The 14,837-nt window shown below is 74.8% G+C and carries 13 protein-coding genes; 7 read left to right on the forward strand and 6 right to left on the reverse strand.

What is annotated here, in order from left to right; translation table 11 throughout:
* Positions 1–242: 242 nt before the first annotated feature.
* From ACFWU6_RS26690 to ACFWU6_RS26705, 4 genes are all read right to left on the reverse strand, one after another.
* Entirely contained in the window at positions 243–1,805 is a 1,563-nt protein-coding gene (locus ACFWU6_RS26690; protein ID WP_383983473.1) for an amino acid adenylation domain-containing protein, read from the reverse strand.
* A gap of 126 nt (positions 1,806–1,931) precedes the next feature.
* A complete protein-coding gene (locus ACFWU6_RS26695) occupies positions 1,932–2,696 on the reverse strand; it encodes a 4'-phosphopantetheinyl transferase (protein WP_383983475.1) in 765 nt (254 codons plus the stop codon).
* Positions 2,693–3,553: an alpha/beta hydrolase gene (locus ACFWU6_RS26700; RefSeq protein WP_383802469.1), complete on the reverse strand. Its 861-nt coding sequence runs from the start codon at positions 3,551–3,553 to the stop codon at positions 2,693–2,695. Before ACFWU6_RS26700 ends, ACFWU6_RS26695 begins: the two co-directional genes overlap by 4 nt.
* Positions 3,550–4,242: a tryptophan 2,3-dioxygenase family protein gene (locus ACFWU6_RS26705; protein ID WP_383802466.1), complete on the reverse strand. Its 693-nt coding sequence runs from the start codon at positions 4,240–4,242 to the stop codon at positions 3,550–3,552. The genes ACFWU6_RS26700 and ACFWU6_RS26705 overlap by 4 nt, the downstream gene beginning before the upstream one ends.
* Before the next feature lie 334 nt (positions 4,243–4,576).
* On the opposite strand from ACFWU6_RS26705, the gene ACFWU6_RS26710 reads away from it, so the two are divergent.
* The 4 genes from ACFWU6_RS26710 to ACFWU6_RS26725 all read left to right on the forward strand — a co-directional run bounded on the left by ACFWU6_RS26710 (position 4,577) and on the right by ACFWU6_RS26725 (position 9,131).
* Positions 4,577–4,771, forward strand: a complete 195-nt coding sequence (locus ACFWU6_RS26710; RefSeq protein ID WP_383983477.1) for a hypothetical protein — start codon at positions 4,577–4,579, stop codon at positions 4,769–4,771.
* Positions 4,768–7,101 carry a TOMM precursor leader peptide-binding protein gene (locus ACFWU6_RS26715; protein ID WP_383983479.1) on the forward strand — a complete coding sequence of 778 codons (2,334 nt, stop codon included), beginning with the start codon at positions 4,768–4,770 and terminating at the stop codon, positions 7,099–7,101. The genes ACFWU6_RS26710 and ACFWU6_RS26715 overlap by 4 nt, the downstream gene beginning before the upstream one ends.
* A gap of 84 nt (positions 7,102–7,185) precedes the next feature.
* On the forward strand, positions 7,186–8,427 hold the full coding sequence (locus ACFWU6_RS26720; RefSeq protein WP_383983481.1) for a sensor histidine kinase: 1,242 nt from the start codon (positions 7,186–7,188) through the stop codon (positions 8,425–8,427).
* 47 nt (positions 8,428–8,474) lie between these two features.
* On the forward strand, positions 8,475–9,131 hold the full coding sequence (locus ACFWU6_RS26725; RefSeq protein WP_383802457.1) for a DNA-binding response regulator: 657 nt from the start codon (positions 8,475–8,477) through the stop codon (positions 9,129–9,131).
* 31 nt (positions 9,132–9,162) lie between these two features.
* Here ACFWU6_RS26725 and ACFWU6_RS26730 read toward each other — a convergent pair whose 3' ends face one another.
* Entirely contained in the window at positions 9,163–9,807 is a 645-nt protein-coding gene (locus ACFWU6_RS26730; protein ID WP_383983482.1) for an NADH oxidase, read from the reverse strand.
* A 107-nt stretch (positions 9,808–9,914) separates the two neighbouring features.
* The gene (locus ACFWU6_RS26735) at positions 9,915–10,712 is read right to left on the reverse strand and encodes a BTAD domain-containing putative transcriptional regulator (RefSeq protein ID WP_383983484.1); all 798 of its coding nucleotides are present in this window, start codon (positions 10,710–10,712) and stop codon (positions 9,915–9,917) included.
* 209 nt (positions 10,713–10,921) lie between these two features.
* Here ACFWU6_RS26735 and ACFWU6_RS26740 point away from each other — a divergent pair, with 209 nt between their 5' ends.
* The 3 genes from ACFWU6_RS26740 to ACFWU6_RS26750 are packed head-to-tail and all read left to right on the forward strand — an operon-like array spanning position 10,922 to position 14,716.
* Entirely contained in the window at positions 10,922–12,598 is a 1,677-nt protein-coding gene (locus ACFWU6_RS26740) for a sensor histidine kinase (RefSeq protein WP_383983486.1), read from the forward strand.
* A 21-nt stretch (positions 12,599–12,619) separates the two neighbouring features.
* A complete protein-coding gene (locus ACFWU6_RS26745; protein WP_383802491.1) occupies positions 12,620–13,267 on the forward strand; it encodes a response regulator in 648 nt (215 codons plus the stop codon).
* 48 nt (positions 13,268–13,315) lie between these two features.
* Positions 13,316–14,716, forward strand: coding sequence for a DUF2252 domain-containing protein (locus ACFWU6_RS26750; RefSeq protein WP_383983488.1), 1,401 nt, complete (start codon positions 13,316–13,318; stop codon positions 14,714–14,716).
* The last annotated feature ends 121 nt before the right edge of the window (positions 14,717–14,837 follow it).

Below are 14,837 nucleotides of genomic sequence, written 5' to 3' on the forward strand. Positions count from 1 at the left end.
TCCGCGTGCCCCCCCCCGCCCCCCCCCCCGCGGGGGGGGGGGGGGGGGGGGGGGGGGGGGGCCCGCCGCCCGCCCCCCCGGGGGGCGGCCCCCCCCCCGGCCCCACCCCCGGTGCCCGCGCCGTTCGACGGCGCGGGCCGTGGCCCGCCCTGTGAGAATCCCGGACCGCGCTGACGGTCCGCTGAGCTGTGCCTGACGTGCGCGCGTGACCTCGTAACCCCCCGGACGTGAGGAGTTCCCGGTCAGCGGGCCGCGGCCCGCGCCCGCGTCGCGGCCAGGTCGGTCTTGCCGTTGGCGTTCACCACGATCTCGTCCACCAGGTGCACCGCGCCCGGGACCAGCGCCGAGGGCAGCGCGGCGGCGAGCGTCTTGCGGACCAGCGCCGAGAACTCCTCCCCGTCGGGCCGCGGACCCCGTCCGCCCAGCCGGACGTACAGCTCCAGGGTGTCCACCGGTCCGCGCACGATGTCGAAGGCCGCGTCGGCGATCCCCGGCACGGACAGCACGTGGTGGCGCAGCTCGCCGAGCTCCACCCGGTACCCGTTGACCTTCAACTGGTCGTCCCCGCGGCCGAGGTAGAGCAGCGCCCCTTCCGGCAGCAGCTCCACGGTGTCCCCGGTCCGGTAGGCGCGCCCGCCGGCCGGCCCGCCCAGCGCGGCCTCGTCGAGGAACTTCCCGCCGCCCGCACCGCCCAGGTAGCCGGCGGCCACCGCCCGCCCGGCGACGACCAGTTCGCCGGGCGTGCCCGGCGCCACCGGGCGCAGCCCCTCGTCGACGACGTACGCCCGGGTGTTCCAGGCGGGCCGGCCGATCGGCACGGTGGGCGTCGACGGCACGCTGTGGCGGTCGAAGCGGTACGCGCAGCAGCCGATGGTGGTCTCCGTCGGGCCGTAGTGGTTGACCAGCCGGACCCCGTCGAGCCGGGAGCCGAGCGAGGCGATCAGGGCGGGGTCCAGGCCCTCCCCGCCGAACATCAGCAGCCCCGTCACCCGGTCGTAGCGCGGCGGCTCGGCCAGCACCTCGAAGAAGCGGGCGTGCGAGGGGGTCATCTTCACGAAGGTGTAGGGCTCCTCCCGCCCGCCGAACAGCGTCCCCTGGTCCCAGATCCCGGCGACCGCGGTGACCGTGCGGCCCTGGGCGAGCGGCACCCACAGCGAGGTCAGCGCGAGGTCGAAGCCGAGGCTCCCGAAGAGCGGGCTGCCGCCGCCCGCGCCGCCGACCAGGTCCCCGCACCAGGCGACGTAGTTGGTGAGCGAGCCGTGCGGGACCATGACGCCCTTGGGGGTGCCGGTGGAGCCGGAGGTGAAGACGATGTACGCGATGTCCGCGGAGCGCGGCAGCGCCGGCTCCGGCAGGCCGGGGGGCGCCGGCAGCTCCCGTACGTCGATGACCGGCACGGTCAGGGCGGGCAGCGTCCCGGCGCCCGCGGCGCCGTCGTGGAGCAGCGCGGCCGGCGCGGCCCCCGCCAGGACGGCGGCGGTGCGCTCGCCGGGGTGCGTCGGGTCGACGGGGACGTACGCGGCTCCGAGGGCCATCGCCCCCAGCGCGCCGGCCACCGTCCCGGCGGTCCGGTCGGCCCACAGGGCGACCCGGTCGCCCGGTCCGGTCCCGGCCTCGGCGAGGGCGGCGGCGACGGCCAGGGCCCGCTGCCACAGCTGCCGGTAGGTGACCTGTTCCCGGCCCGAGCGGACGGCGACGGCCTCCGGCCGGGTCCGGGCGTGCGCCCGCACCAGGTGCACGAACGACTCGGCCGCGACGGGCCGGACCTCGCCGGCGATCGAACTGGGGTGGGGTGCTGAGACCATCGCTCCTCCTGTGGTTCGCCCGGGCGGCCCTGCGCCGTACGGTCCGGGGCCCCGCCGGCACCGGGCCGGGGCCGTTCGCAGGCTAGGAGGGTCCGGCCGGCTCGGACCAGGCTCTTAAGCGCCCGGCTAATGTCCGGGGTCCGCACCCCGCGCGCCGTCCGCGGGGGTCGCCACGACCGCGACCAGCAGGCCGTTGCCCGCGCCCCACCGGCCCCGCAGCAGCACACCCGGTGCGCGTCGCACCCGCGCCTCGAACCGGCCGCCCGAGGCCGGGCCGCCGAAGTCCACCTCCACGTCGCGGAAGCCGATCAGGACGCGTGCGTGCGGGAACCACGCCTTGTAGGCCGCCTCCTTGGCACAGAACAGCAGCCGGTCCCCGCACACGCCGCCGCCCCCGCCGAAGCCGTCCCCGCCGAAGCCGTACGCATCCGTGCCGCACGCGCCGGGGTCCTCCCCGCCCGGCCCGTGCGCGATCAGGCCCGGCAGTGCCGCCCGCTCGGCGGGCGAGGCGATGGTCTCCAGCACCCCGGGGCGCAGCGGGCGGTCCGGCTCGGCGTCGATCCCGAGCCGGGCCACGTCGGCGGCGCGGGCGACCACGGCCGCGCGGTACCCCCGGGTGTGCGTCATGCTCCCCACCAGCCCGTCGGGCCAGCGGGGCACGCCGTCCCGGTCCGGCAGCAGCGCCACGGGCGGCGGGGCCGGCCCCGGGGAGCGGCCGGCCAGCTCGCGCAGCGCCCGGCGCGCGCAGTGCCGGACCGTGGCGAACTCCCGCCGCCGGCCGGGCGCGACCCCGGCGACCACCGCTTCCTCGGCCGGGAGCAGCGCCCCCTCCGGGGCGTCCCCGAAGGCGTCCGCCCCGGCGGCCCCCGCGGGCAGCAGGGCGCGGATCACCCCCGGAGCCGGCGGGCGACCGCCGCGCCGAGGGCGGTGGCCGGCGCCCCGAGGTCGAAGGGCAGGTCGAAGTGGTGCCGGCCGGGCACCACCAGCTCGTCCACGTCCGCGCCGCCGGCCCGGGCCGCCCGGGCGAAGGCCTCCTGCTGCCCGGCGAAGGCCGCGGTCTCGCGGACGCCCCGGGCGAGGACCAGCGGCGGCAGGGCCCCGGCGCCGGCGGGCAGCCGGCGCTGCGGGCTGACGTCGCGGGCCTCCCGCGCGTCCATGCCGAGCGCGTCGTTGACGTACGTGCGGGTCAGCGGCTCCAGGTCGTAGACCCCGCTGATCAGCGTCGCGGAGGCGATCTCCGCGGCCGGGTCCAGCCCCGCGGCCCGCCAGCCCGCGGTGTCCAGGAGCGCGGAGGCCACCAGGTGGGCCCCGGCGGAGTGGCCGCTGAGGTGCACGGAGGCGGGGGCGCCCGGCAGGCCGGACCGCCCGGCGCAGATCCGGCGTACGGAGTCGGCGGCCATCGCGGTGATCGCGCGCATCCGGTGGCGCGGGGCCAGGCCGTAGCCGAGCGCGGCGAACGACACGCCCGCCGCCACGAAGTCCGCCGCGGCGAAGGCCGCTTCGGCCCTGCTCAGCTCCTGCCAGTAGCCGCCGTGCACGAACACCATCAGCGGAGCCCCCGGCGCGGCGGCCGGGAAGAGGTCGAGCCGCTGCTCCGGCAGCGGACCGCACGGCAGGTCGCGGTGGACCCGCAGGGTCGTGCGGGCGCGTGCGCTGTCGGCCGCGTACCGCGTCAGGTGGGCGCCGAGGTCGGGGACGAGGGAGCTGGGGGAGTAGTCGCGGTCGAGGTCGGCTCCGGCCGTGCTCACGCCAGTTCCGCCCACACCTGGGGCAGCACGCGCCGGCGGGCCGCCATCCACAGGTAGGAGGCCCCGTCGGAGCCGGCCGTGCCGGTGCCGCCGCCCAGGAACCGCTCGGCGAGCACCGCGTGCCGGGCCCGCCACATCGCCACCGCCTCGTCGAAGTCGACCAGCGTGCGCCGCGCGGCGTCGGCGGACTCCCGGTCCGGACCGCCGGACACGTAGGCCTCGTACGCCTCCTGTACGGACCGCTGCTCCAGACGGTCGCGCAGCCGCTGCCGCTCGGCGGCGCTGAATCCGGCGGTGTTCAGGAAACGGGTGTCGCGCAGCCCGCAGAGGTACTCGATCTCGCGGAACTGCGCGGACTGGAAGCCGCTGGCCTCGCCCAGCGCGGTGCGGATGACCTCGAAGGCGGCCGGGGTGAGCGTGGCCAGCCCGTCGAACTGGCCCACGAGCGTGCGGAAGATGAGGGGCAGGGGAGCGGCGCGGCGGGCGGCGAGGAAGCCGTCGCCCGCGTCGAGGGCGTCCCGTACGTCCTCGAGGTGGCGCAGCACCACGGCGAAGAAGATCTCGCAGGACTGGTGGGTGGCGAGGAACAGCACCCGCTCCACGTCGTCCTCGCGGACACACGCGGCCTCCAGGAGCTCTTCGAGCCGCAGGATGCGGCCGTACGGCGGGGCCTCGGCGGTGTCGTTCACGGGGACCTGCTTCCTGGCGGAGGCGGGGCCTCCGCGCATACAAGGGGTAAAGCAGACGGGGAGCGTCTGTAGGGGAATTCGAGCGTAAGGAGTGGGCATGCGGGCAACATCGTCATCAAGTGCTCGCTTAAAGGCCCGCCGAGGCCCCGCGGACCGCGCCGGATGTCCGGTTCGCACCCCGCTCCGGAGGTGCTCCCGGAGGTGTCCCGCGGCCATGTGAAATCTTCATCTCGCGGTGGTGAGCCGGGCACTGTCAGGGCTCAGCAGTTCCTCGCAGAATCGTCAGCGAACGGACCGAATCCGCTCCACGACGACGCAGAGGGAACTCACCGCCATGACCATCATTTCGGCAGGCGCCCGCACCAGTTCCACCGAATCCGCGGCCCTTCCCGCCCGATCCCTCAGACGGGGTCTGGTGATCGAGAACCTTGACTCACTGACCGATGTGCCGGTCGTCCTCTTCACGATCTGCGGCCTGACGCAGATGACGGGCCCGGTGGCCCCGACCGCCGGACGGCTGGGGGCATGACCTCTGCCGAGATCGGGCGTGCGGCGGCCGTGCCGACGGACGCCGACGCGCTGGTGGGCTTCAAGTCCCACCTGAGGCCGACGGTCGTGCCGGACGACGCCGCCTACCTGGTGTCCCGGCGCGGAGTGACCGCCCTGCACGGCAGCGAGGCGGAGATCCTGGTGCCGCTCCTCGACGGGACCCGCACCGTGGCGGCGGTCCTGCGGGAGGCCGCGCGGGCGCTGGGCCCCGAGGACGTCGAGGCGGCCCTGGAGGCCCTGGCGGACGCCGGGCTGATCCGCTTCACCGCCCCGGCGGCGTCCGGCTCGGTGCCGGCGCCGCGCAGTGCGGAGGCGGAGGCGTACTGGGACCTGGCCGGGCTGGACGGGGGCCGGGCCGCCACCGACCTGTCCCGGACCTCGGTGGCGGTCGAGGCGCTGGCGGGCCTGGACCCCGCGCCGGTCGCCGCCGCCTGCCGGGCGTCGGGCATCCCCGTCACGGACGTCCCCGGGGACGCGGACCTGGTCCTGGTGCTGTGCGACGACTACCTCTCCCCGCAGCTGGCCGCCGCGGACGCGTTCCACCGCGCCGCCGGCCGGCCGTGGGTGCCGGTCAAGGTGTGCGGGACCGATCCCTGGGTGGGCCCGTTCTTCCAGCCCGGCTCCGGACCCTGCTGGCACTGCATGGCGGTGCGGCTGCGGGGACACCGCCACTCCGAGCTGCCGGTGCGGCGCGCCCTGGGTCTGGACGGCCCCGTGCCGCGGCCGCCCGCCGGGCTGGCCTCCGGGACGGCGCTGGCGGTGAACTTCGCCGTGCTGGAGACGGCGAAGTGGCTGGCGGGCCTGCGCCGCCCGGAGCAGGGGCACGTGCAGACCCTGGACACCCTGCGGATGCGCACCGCCAGCCACCCGGTGAGCCGGCGGCCCCAGTGCGCGGGCTGCGGCGACCCCGGGCTGGTGGCCCGCCGGGTCACGGCGCCGTTCGTCCCCGCTCCGCGTCCCAAGGCCGCGTCGGCCGGGTCTGACGACCGGGCGCTGACGGCGGCGCAGATGCTCCGGCGCTACGCACACCTGGTGGACCCGGTGACCGGGGTGGTCAAGGAGGTCCGGCGGGCGCCCGGGGCGCCCGACTTCGTCTCCTCCTACGTGTCGGGGCACAACCTGGCGATGGAGTCGGCCTCCTTCGCGGGACTGAGCTCGGGCCTGCGCGCGCTCAACGGCGGCAAGGGCCGCACCGAGGAGGAGGCGCGCACCAGCGCGCTGTGCGAGGCGGTCGAGCGCTACAGCGGCACCCGGCACGGCGACGAACCGGTCGTACGGGACTCCCTGCGGGGCCTGGGGGCGGCCGCCGTACACCCCAACGACTGCCAGCTGTACGGCGACCGCCAGTACGCGGACCGGGAGTACTGGAACGCGCAGCACTCCCGCTTCCACTACGTCTCCACGCCGTTCGACGAGGACCGGCCCACCGAGTGGACGCCGGTGTGGTCGCTCACCGAAGGCGTACAGCGGCTGCTGCCGACCTCGATGTTGTACTACGCGCGGGGCGACGTCCGGGCGGCGGGCCCGTCCTGGGACGGCCTGTGGGCCGACTCCAACGGCAACGCGGCGGGCAGCAGCCCCGAGGACGCCGTGGTGCAGGGCTTCCTGGAGCTGGTCGAGCGGGACGCGGTGGCCCTGTGGTGGTACAACCGCACCCGGCAGCCCGGGGTGGACCTGGACGCCTTCGCGGACGACTGGACCGAGCGGGTCCGTGCCGGGTACCGGCGGGTCCACCGGGAGGTGTGGGTGCTGGACCTCACCTCCGACCTGGGGATACCGGTGATGGCGGCGCTGAGCCGGCGGACGGACAAGCCCGACCAGGACGTCATCTTCGGCTTCGGGGCGCACTTCGACCCCGCGGTGGCGCTGCGCCGGGCGCTGTCGGAGATGGGGCAGCTGCTGCCCGCGGTGGGCGACGTACGGGCGGACGGCTCGGGGTACCGGATCACCGATCCGGAGCCGCTGTCCTGGTGGCACGTGGCAACGGTGGCCAATCAGCCCTATCTGGCGCCGGATCCGAAAGCGGCGCCGCGAACACCGGGGGACTGGGCTCCGGTTCGGCACGAGAATTTGCTTGATGATGTGGACATGATCAAAAATGTGGTCGCCGGAAAGGGGCTCGACTTGCTGGTCCTGGACCAGAGTCGGCCGGATCTGGATCTTCCGGTTGTGAAAGTCATCGTTCCCGGACTGCGCCACTTCTGGGCCCGATTCGGGCCCGGCCGCCTATTCGACGTGCCGGTCACCCTCGGACGACTGGCCGTTCCCACACCATACGGGCAGCTCAACCCCATCCCGTTGTTCGTTTGACCCGCAGAATCCCACCCTCCTTTCCCGTCCCTCGCCTATGCTCGCGCTGGACCTCGAACAGGGGCGTGCCGAAGGGGGATTGACATGGCTCACCGCCGCAAGGCCTCGGGTGAACTGCCGGAGGCGGTGGCAGTCGAGGGCATTCTGCGCCGAAGTCGGGATTTGCCCGCCCCGCGGATGGCCGAGGTCATCCTGATTGTCGCGATCCTCTGTTATGTGGGCATCACCATCCTCAACATCCTCAGTGCCGGGGTCGAGGGCCGCGGCCTGGCAGCCGCGATGGGCTGTCTGGCCGCGGTCTTCGCACTCCAGCTCCTGCACTCCCGGCCCGGCGCGCGCCACGTGCCCGCCGCCCGCAAGGCGCTGACCCTCGGCACCCAGGCCCTCTTCACCTACCTGCCGCTCATCGCCCTGAAGTCCCAGTGGGGCGCGATGGCGGGCTTCCTCGCCGGCTCCCTGCTGCTGCTCCTCCCCGCGCGCCTGGGCTGGACCCTGTACGGACTCGTGGGCGTCAGCATGCTGGTGCCCCCGGTGCTGGAGGGCCGGCCGGTGCTCGACAGCGTCTACCTCGTGCAGACCACCCTGCTGACCGGGCTGGTCACCTTCGGGCTGACCCGGCTGTCGGAGCTGGTCCGGGTCCTGCACGAGAGCCGGGGGGAGCTGACCCGGGCCGCCGTCACCCGGGAGCGCCTGCGCTTCGCCCGGGACCTGCACGACCTGCTCGGGTACAGCCTGTCCGCGATCCAGCTCAAGGGGGAGCTGATCCACCGTCTGATCCTGGCCCACCCGGCCAAGGCCAAGCAGGAGGTCGAGGACGTCCTGGCCATCTCCCGCCAGTCGCTCGCGGACGTACGGCGGGTCGCGAGCGGCTACCGGGACATGTCGCTGGAGGAGGAGATCGGCTCGGCCAGGTCGGTGCTCGGCGCCGCGGAGGTCAAGGCGGTGACCGACATCCGGATGGGCCCCGTCAGCCCGCCGGTGGACACCGTTCTCGCCACCGTGCTCAGGGAGGCCGTCACGAACGTGCTGCGCCACAGCCGGGCGGCGCAGTGCGAGATCACCGCCGTCGAGGTGGACGGCCTGATGACGCTCTCGGTCACCAACGACGGTGTCACCGAGGGGTACCGCGACTCCTCCCCGCACAGCGGCAGCGGCCTGGGGAACCTGGAGCTGCGCCTGCGGGCGGTGGGCGGTGAGCTGGAGGTCGACCGCGGCCCCGGCAACGTCTTCCGGCTGACGGCGCGGGTCCCCGCCCAGGGCGCTCTCGACCGCGACGAGGACCGCGACGGATCGGCGGAGGACGACGGCGCACGCCTCGCCGCATGAACAGACGTTTTAACCGCGGGTAGTTAACCGAATCCGGCCAAGTTGCTATGCTCGGCGGCACAAGATCGACCGCGCGGACGGGGGGGCTCGCAACGGTGATCAGAATTCTGTTGGCCGAAGACATGAACATGGTGCGCGGAGCGCTCGTCGCCCTGCTCAACCTGGAGGACGACCTGGAGGTCGTCAGCGAACTGGAGCGCGGTGACGAGATCCTCGCCGCCGCCCTCGACGTCAAACCCGACATCGCGATCATCGACATCGACCTTCCCGGCCTCGACGGGCTGAGCGCCGCCGTGCAGATCCACGAGCACCTGCCGGAGTGCCGGACGCTGATGCTCACCAGCCTCGGCCGGCCCGGCACCCTGCGCCGGGCGCTGGCGGCCCAGGTCTCCGGCTACCTGCTCAAGGACGACTCCCCGAAGGAACTGGCCAGCGCCATCCGCCGGGTGGTGGCCGGGCAGCGGGTCATCGACTCCAAGCTGGCCCTGGCCGCGTGGAGCGGCCTGGAGAGCCCGCTGACCGACCGGGAGACCGAGGTGCTGCGGATGGCGGCCCAGGGTGCGGAGGCGACCGAGATCGCGGGTGAACTGCACCTCTCCACCGGCACCGTGCGCAACTACCTGACGACGGTCGTGGCGAAGCTGAACGCCCGCAACCGGGTCGACGCGATCCGCATCGCGCGCGACGCGGGCTGGCTGGTCTGAGGGCCCGCCCGCCGGGATGGCGGGACGGCCCTCAGAGCAGGACCGGCGGGCCCCCGGGCGGGGACTCGTCGACGGAGGTGACCATGCCGGCCGCGTACAGGTACCCGATGATGTCCTCGGTCATGCGCGCGGGCAGCGGCAGCGCGGCCGAGGCCGCCGCGAGCGTGGTCGGCCAGGCCAGCAGCATCGCCACCCAGGCCGCCTCGGGCCGGTGCAGGACCACCCGGTGCGGCGAGTGCACGGATTCCAGCACGCACCCGCTGCCCGACTCCGGGACGGTGAAGGCCACGTGCCCGGGGAGCCGCACCCGGCGCTCGCCGGGCCGGCGGAGCAGGACCAGCGGCGCGGCCGGCGACAGCGGGAACACCGACAGCAGCGGCCCCTTCAGGTCGTCGACGCCGAGCGTGCGCACCACCAGGTGCGACAGCTTGGCGAGGGCCGGCAGCGCGGTCAGGCGCAGGTCCTCGGAGCCGCCCACGGCATTGCCCAGCAGCACCGGACCCAGCTCCATCCGGCGCAGCGCCTCGCGCACCGCCGGGCTGGGCCGGTCGAGCCGGTCCTGACCCCACCTGCTGGTGAGCAGCAGCGCGTCGTCTCCCGCACCCTGGTCGACGACCACGTCCTCGGACAGCGACCAGAGATGAACGGTTGGGGCATCCCCAGTCGTGCGCCGCATATCGCACCTCTCTTGCCCGGCGGCGGGATTCGTCGAGTATGGGGCCGGGCCCCGGCCCCACGACAGCCACGGCGTCATACGCCGACCATGAACTTCTCACGTCGTCCCTACAGCGCGACCAGGCTCGCAACGGGCGCGTCCAGGGTCGGATCGCAGCCCAGTACTGCCTGGTGCAGCTCCTGCAGCCGCCGCGACGGCTCGATGCCCAGCTCCCCGACGTAGGTCGAGCGCAGCCGCCGGAAGACCTCCAGGGCGCGCGAGGCGCGGCCGCTGCGGTACAGCGCGAGGATCAGCTGGGCGTGCAGGTTCTCCTGGAGGGGGTACAGCGAGGTCAGCGCCGTCAGCTCGCTCACCAGCCGGGTGTGCGCGCCGAGCCGCAGCTCCGCCCCGATCCGCGCTTCCAGCGCGGCCAGCCGTACCTCGTCCAGCCGCAGCGCCTCGGCCCGCAGCACCCCTCCCTGCTGGACGTCGCCCAGCGCCGGGCCCCGCCAGGAGGCGAGCGCGGAGCCCAGCAGGCCGGCGCCCCGCTCGTCGTCGCCGCAGGCCAGGGCCCGGTGGCCCTCCGTCACGGTCGCCTCGAACTCCCGGGTGTCGACCCGCGCGGCGGCGGAGCCGAGCCGGTAGCCCCCGTAGCCGGTGGCGACGATCTCCTTGGGGTCGGCGCCGGTGGCGGCCGCGATGCGGTGCCGCAGGTGCTTCACGTACGTCTGCACGGCGGCGGTCGGCCCACTGGGCGGGCACCCGCCCCACAGCTCCTCGACGATCGTCCCCATGCTCACCTCGCGCCCCATGTTCACGGCCAGCAGCGCGAGCAGCCTGCGCTGCTTCGCGGCACTGGGGACGACGGACCTGCCGCCGACCGTGACGACGAGGGGCCCCAACAGACCGATCTCCAGCCGCTCCATGTCCACTCCCTTCGGTGACCGCCCTCAGGCTCCCACCCGCGCCCCGCGGCAGGACAGTTACGCCGACACCAGTCGGCCGTGAGCTGCCGCCGCCCTCGCCATGAGAACTTCACGCCGGTCGCTCCGGCGGCGACTTTCGTCGGGGCCGAAGCGACGAAAGAGGGCAGCCGGAGCCCGACGCGGGTGTCTAGGGTCGTCGGGTGGATGCGATGGCGAAGACACGTGCGGGCCGGGAGTGGCTGAAAGGGCCCGAACCGTGGACCCGGCGGATGCTGGCCGGGGACCTGGCGATCGGCTCGGTGGCGGTCCTGCTCGGGCTGGGCGTCGAGGAGCTCGACAGGGGTTCCGGCCTGCGGATGCTGGTGAGCGCCGCGGTCGTCATGGCACTGACCCTGCTGCGCCGGCGGCTGCCGGCGGCGACGCTGGTGGCGGGTGCCGCACTCGGCGCGTTCCTGCCCGGAACGGTCCTGGTCACGACGGTGCTGGGCTGGTCGGCGGGGCGCCGGATCATCGGGGTGGGGCGGGCGGGGGCCGCCTTCACGCTGGCCTTCTTCGCGTCGGTCGGCCTCGGGGTGGTGCACGAGTGGTCGCAGATGCGCCCCCTGCTGGTGGTCATCTTCACCACGCTGATGTTCCTGGCGACCACGGTGATCCCGGGTCTCGCCAGCCGCTACTGGTCGCAGCGCCGCACCCTGCTGAGCGCGCTCCAGGAGCGCAACGGGCAGCTGCTGCGCGAGCGCGCGATGGTCGCCGGCCAGGCCCGGCTGCGCGAACGCCAGCGGATCGCCCAGGACATGCACGACAGCCTGGGCCACCAGCTCGCCCTGATCTCGGTGCACACCGGGGCGCTGGAGGTGGACCCCCACCTCACCGACCGCCAGCTCGAAGCGGTGGGCGTGCTGCGCCAGGCCTCCGTGGCGGCGATGCACGAGCTGCGCGAGGTCGTCGGGATTCTGCGGGACGGGGTCGAGGCGCCCCTCCCGGTGGAGGAGGCGGCGCAGCCGGCGGCGCGGGGGGTGGCCGGGATCGCGGGGGTCGTGGAGGCGGCGCGGGGCGCGGGCACGGACGTACGGCTGACGGCGTCGGGGGAGCCGAGGCCGCTGGCCGCGGCGTGCGACCACGCGGCCTACCGGATCGTGCAGGAGGCCCTGACGAACGCGTACAAGCACGCTCCGGGTGCCCCGATCACGGTGGAGCTGCGGTACGAGGACGACTCGCTGGTGGTGGAGATCGCCAACGGCCCGGCGGCCGGCCCGGGGGTCGGCGGGCTGGTGTCGGGCGGACAGGGGCTGACGGGGCTGCGCGAGCGGGCCCGGCTCGTCGGCGGGATGGTGCACGCCGGGGCGGTGGACGGCGGCGGGTTCCGGGTGGCGGGCGTCCTGCCGTACGGGGCGGAGCCGGCCGGGGCGGCGGACGTGGCCGACGACTTCGGGCAGCAGGCGCAGGCGCAGGGGCTCCGGGGTGTGCCGCCCATGGACTGGTCGGTGGTGGACCGGGAGCTGTCCGTCCCGGGGCGCACCAGGACCGGCGGCTTCGCGCTGGGGTGCGGCATCGCCTTCGCGGCGGTGGTGCTCCTGGTGATCGTGGTCGGCGCCGGGGTGGCGTTCCTGGTGGGCTCCATGGACGATTCGGTGATCGACCGCACGGAGTTCGAGGCGGCGCAGGTGGGCGCGGCGGAGCAGGCCGTGCGCGACCGGCTGCCGAGCAGCGGCGGCTTCCTCGTCGAGGGGGCGGCGGAGAAGGGGCCGCCCCGGCCGGAGGGCTCGCAGTGCACGGCCCGGCTGGCGAGGGACCAGCCGGGTGCGCTGGGGACGGACCTGGTTTTCCGGTTCTGCTTCAAGGACGGCAAGCTCGTGGACAAGCAGGCGTACGAGGTCAAGCAGTAGGAGCGCGGGGTGACAGCCCAAGTGATCAGAGTGGTGATCGCCGACGACGAGCCGCTGATCCGGGCCGGGATCAGGATGATCCTGACCTCGGCTCCGGACATCGAGGTCGTCGCGGAGGCGGCGAACGGCCGCGAGGCGGTGGAGTCGGCCTTGGCCCACGCCCCGGACGTGGTGCTGCTGGACATCCAGATGCCCGTGATGGACGGGCTGACCGCCCTGGCGGAGCTGGGGCGGGCCGTGCCGGGGGTGCGGGCGTTGATCCTGACCACCTTCGGCGAGAAGGAGAACGTCCTGCGGGCGCTGGGCCGGGGCAGTGCCGGCTTCCTGCTGAAGGACTCGGCCCCCGGCGAGCTCATCGGGGCCGTCAGGGCGGCCGCTGCCGGGGACGCGTACCTCTCGCCCGGGGCGACCCGCCATGTCGTCGACCAGCTGGCGTCCGGGAAGGCCGTCGCTCGCGGCGAGCAGGCGCGCCGGCAGGTGGCGGAGCTCAGCGAGCGCGAGCGCGGGGTGCTGGCGCTGCTGGGCGAGGGGTTGTCGAACGCCGATGCGGGCCGGCGGCTGCACATGAGCGAGGCCACGGTGAAGACGTACGTGAGCCGCATCCTCGCGAAACTGGGCTGCGACAACAGGGTGCAGGCGGCGCTGCTGGCCAGGGACGCCGGGCTGTAGGTACGGTCAGCGCGTTCTTGCGATCGACGGACGGGTGGGGCGGGGCACATGGCGGCTGGGGCTGGGCAGCGGATTCCGGAGGTGGCGGGGTTCGCGCCGCGGGTGGCGGAGGATTCGCCGAAGGAGCGGGGCAAGGCGCTGCGGGAGCGGGTGCCGCGGGCTGCGCACGCCCGCTTCGTGGCGCCGGCCGGACGGCCGGACGCCGTGCGCGCCGTGGAGGAGTCCAATGTCGGCCGGGTCGCCGGGCTGACGCCGATACGGGTCGGCCGGATGGCCGCGAACCCCTTCGCGTTCCTGCGCGGGGCGGCCGGGCTGATGGCGCACGACCTGTCCGCGGGGCCGGTCACCGGGATCGGCGCGCAGATCTGCGGGGACGCGCACGCGGCGAACTTCGGCCTCTACGGCGATGTGCGCGGGCACCTCGTCATCGACCTGAACGACTTCGACGAGACCGTCTTCGGCCCGTGGGAGTGGGACGTGAAACGGCTGGCGACCTCCCTGGTGCTGGCCGGTCGGGTGGCCGGGGCGGACGAGGACACCTGCCGGGCGGCCGCGCGGGACGCGGCCGGCGCCTACCGGCGGACCGTGCGGCTGCTGGCCCGGATGCCCGCACTGGACGCGTGGAACGCGATCGCGGACGAGGAGCTGGTCTCGCACGCCGACGCCCGGGACCTGGTCGGCACTCTGGAGCAGGTCTCGCAGAAGGCCCGCAACAACACCTCCGCACGGTTCGCGGCCAAATCGACCGCGCCCGCGCCGGACGGCGGGTGCCGGTTCGTCGACGCGCTGCCCGTGCTGCGCCGGGTCGGGGACGCGGAGGCGGCGGCCGTGGCGGCCTCCCTGGGGCCCTACCTGGAGACCCTCCAGGGGGACCGGCTGCCGCTGCTGGGCCGGTACACCATCCACGACGTGGCCTTCCGTGTCGTGGGGACCGGCAGCGTCGGCACCCGCTCGTACGTGGTGCTGCTGCTGGACCACCGGGGCGAGCCGCTCGTGCTCCAGGTGAAGGAGGCGCGCCCCTCGGCGCTGCTGCCGCACCTGCCCGCCCTGGGCTTCTCGGCCCCGCCGGAGGAGCACGAGGGCCGCCGGGTGGTGGCCGGGCAGAAGCGGATGCAGGTGGTCTCGGACATCATGCTGGGCTGGACCACGGTGGAGGGGCGGCCCTTCCAGGTGCGGCAGTTCCGCAACCGCAAGGGCAGTGTCGACCCGACGGCGCTGGCCGCGGAGCAGTTCGACGACTACGGCCGGATGACCGGGGCCCTGCTGGCCCGGGCGCACGCGCACAGCGCCGATCCCCGGCTGCTGGCCGGGTACTGCGGGAAGAACGAGGAGCTGGACGAGGCGATGGCCGCCTTCGCGGTGGCCTACGCGGACCGGACCGAGGCGGACCACGCCGACCTGGTGGCGGCCGTGCGCGCCGGGCGGATCGCGGCGGAGTCCGGGGTCTGAGCGGGCGCCCCGGGGGCCGGGGCGCCCCGGCCCCGGGGCTCGCGGGCGCGGGCACGGTGCGGGGGCCGGGCACGGTGCGGGGGCCGGCGTTGTTTCACGTGAAACCACGCCCGGACGGGCG

Origin of the sequence: Streptomyces sp. NPDC058674, from assembly GCF_042716505.1 — a bacterium.
Classification (GTDB): Bacteria; Actinomycetota; Actinomycetes; order Streptomycetales; family Streptomycetaceae; genus Streptomyces.

What these genes read in the sequence shown, in the direction of transcription:
- ACFWU6_RS26690 (WP_383983473.1), bottom strand. Translation starts at nt 1,805, where the DNA reads ATGGTCTCAGCACCCCACCCCAGTTCGATCGCCGGCGAGGTCCGGCCC.
- ACFWU6_RS26710 (WP_383983477.1), top strand. Translation starts at nt 4,577, where the DNA reads ATGACCATCATTTCGGCAGGCGCCCGCACCAGTTCCACCGAATCCGCG.
- ACFWU6_RS26715 (WP_383983479.1), top strand. Translation starts at nt 4,768, where the DNA reads ATGACCTCTGCCGAGATCGGGCGTGCGGCGGCCGTGCCGACGGACGCC.
- ACFWU6_RS26720 (WP_383983481.1), top strand. Translation starts at nt 7,186, where the DNA reads ATGGCTCACCGCCGCAAGGCCTCGGGTGAACTGCCGGAGGCGGTGGCA.
- ACFWU6_RS26725 (WP_383802457.1), top strand. Translation starts at nt 8,475, where the DNA reads ATGCTCGGCGGCACAAGATCGACCGCGCGGACGGGGGGGCTCGCAACG.
- ACFWU6_RS26730 (WP_383983482.1), bottom strand. Translation starts at nt 9,807, where the DNA reads ATGCGGCGCACGACTGGGGATGCCCCAACCGTTCATCTCTGGTCGCTG.
- ACFWU6_RS26735 (WP_383983484.1), bottom strand. Translation starts at nt 10,712, where the DNA reads ATGGAGCGGCTGGAGATCGGTCTGTTGGGGCCCCTCGTCGTCACGGTC.
- ACFWU6_RS26740 (WP_383983486.1), top strand. Translation starts at nt 10,922, where the DNA reads ATGGCGAAGACACGTGCGGGCCGGGAGTGGCTGAAAGGGCCCGAACCG.
- ACFWU6_RS26750 (WP_383983488.1), top strand. Translation starts at nt 13,316, where the DNA reads ATGGCGGCTGGGGCTGGGCAGCGGATTCCGGAGGTGGCGGGGTTCGCG.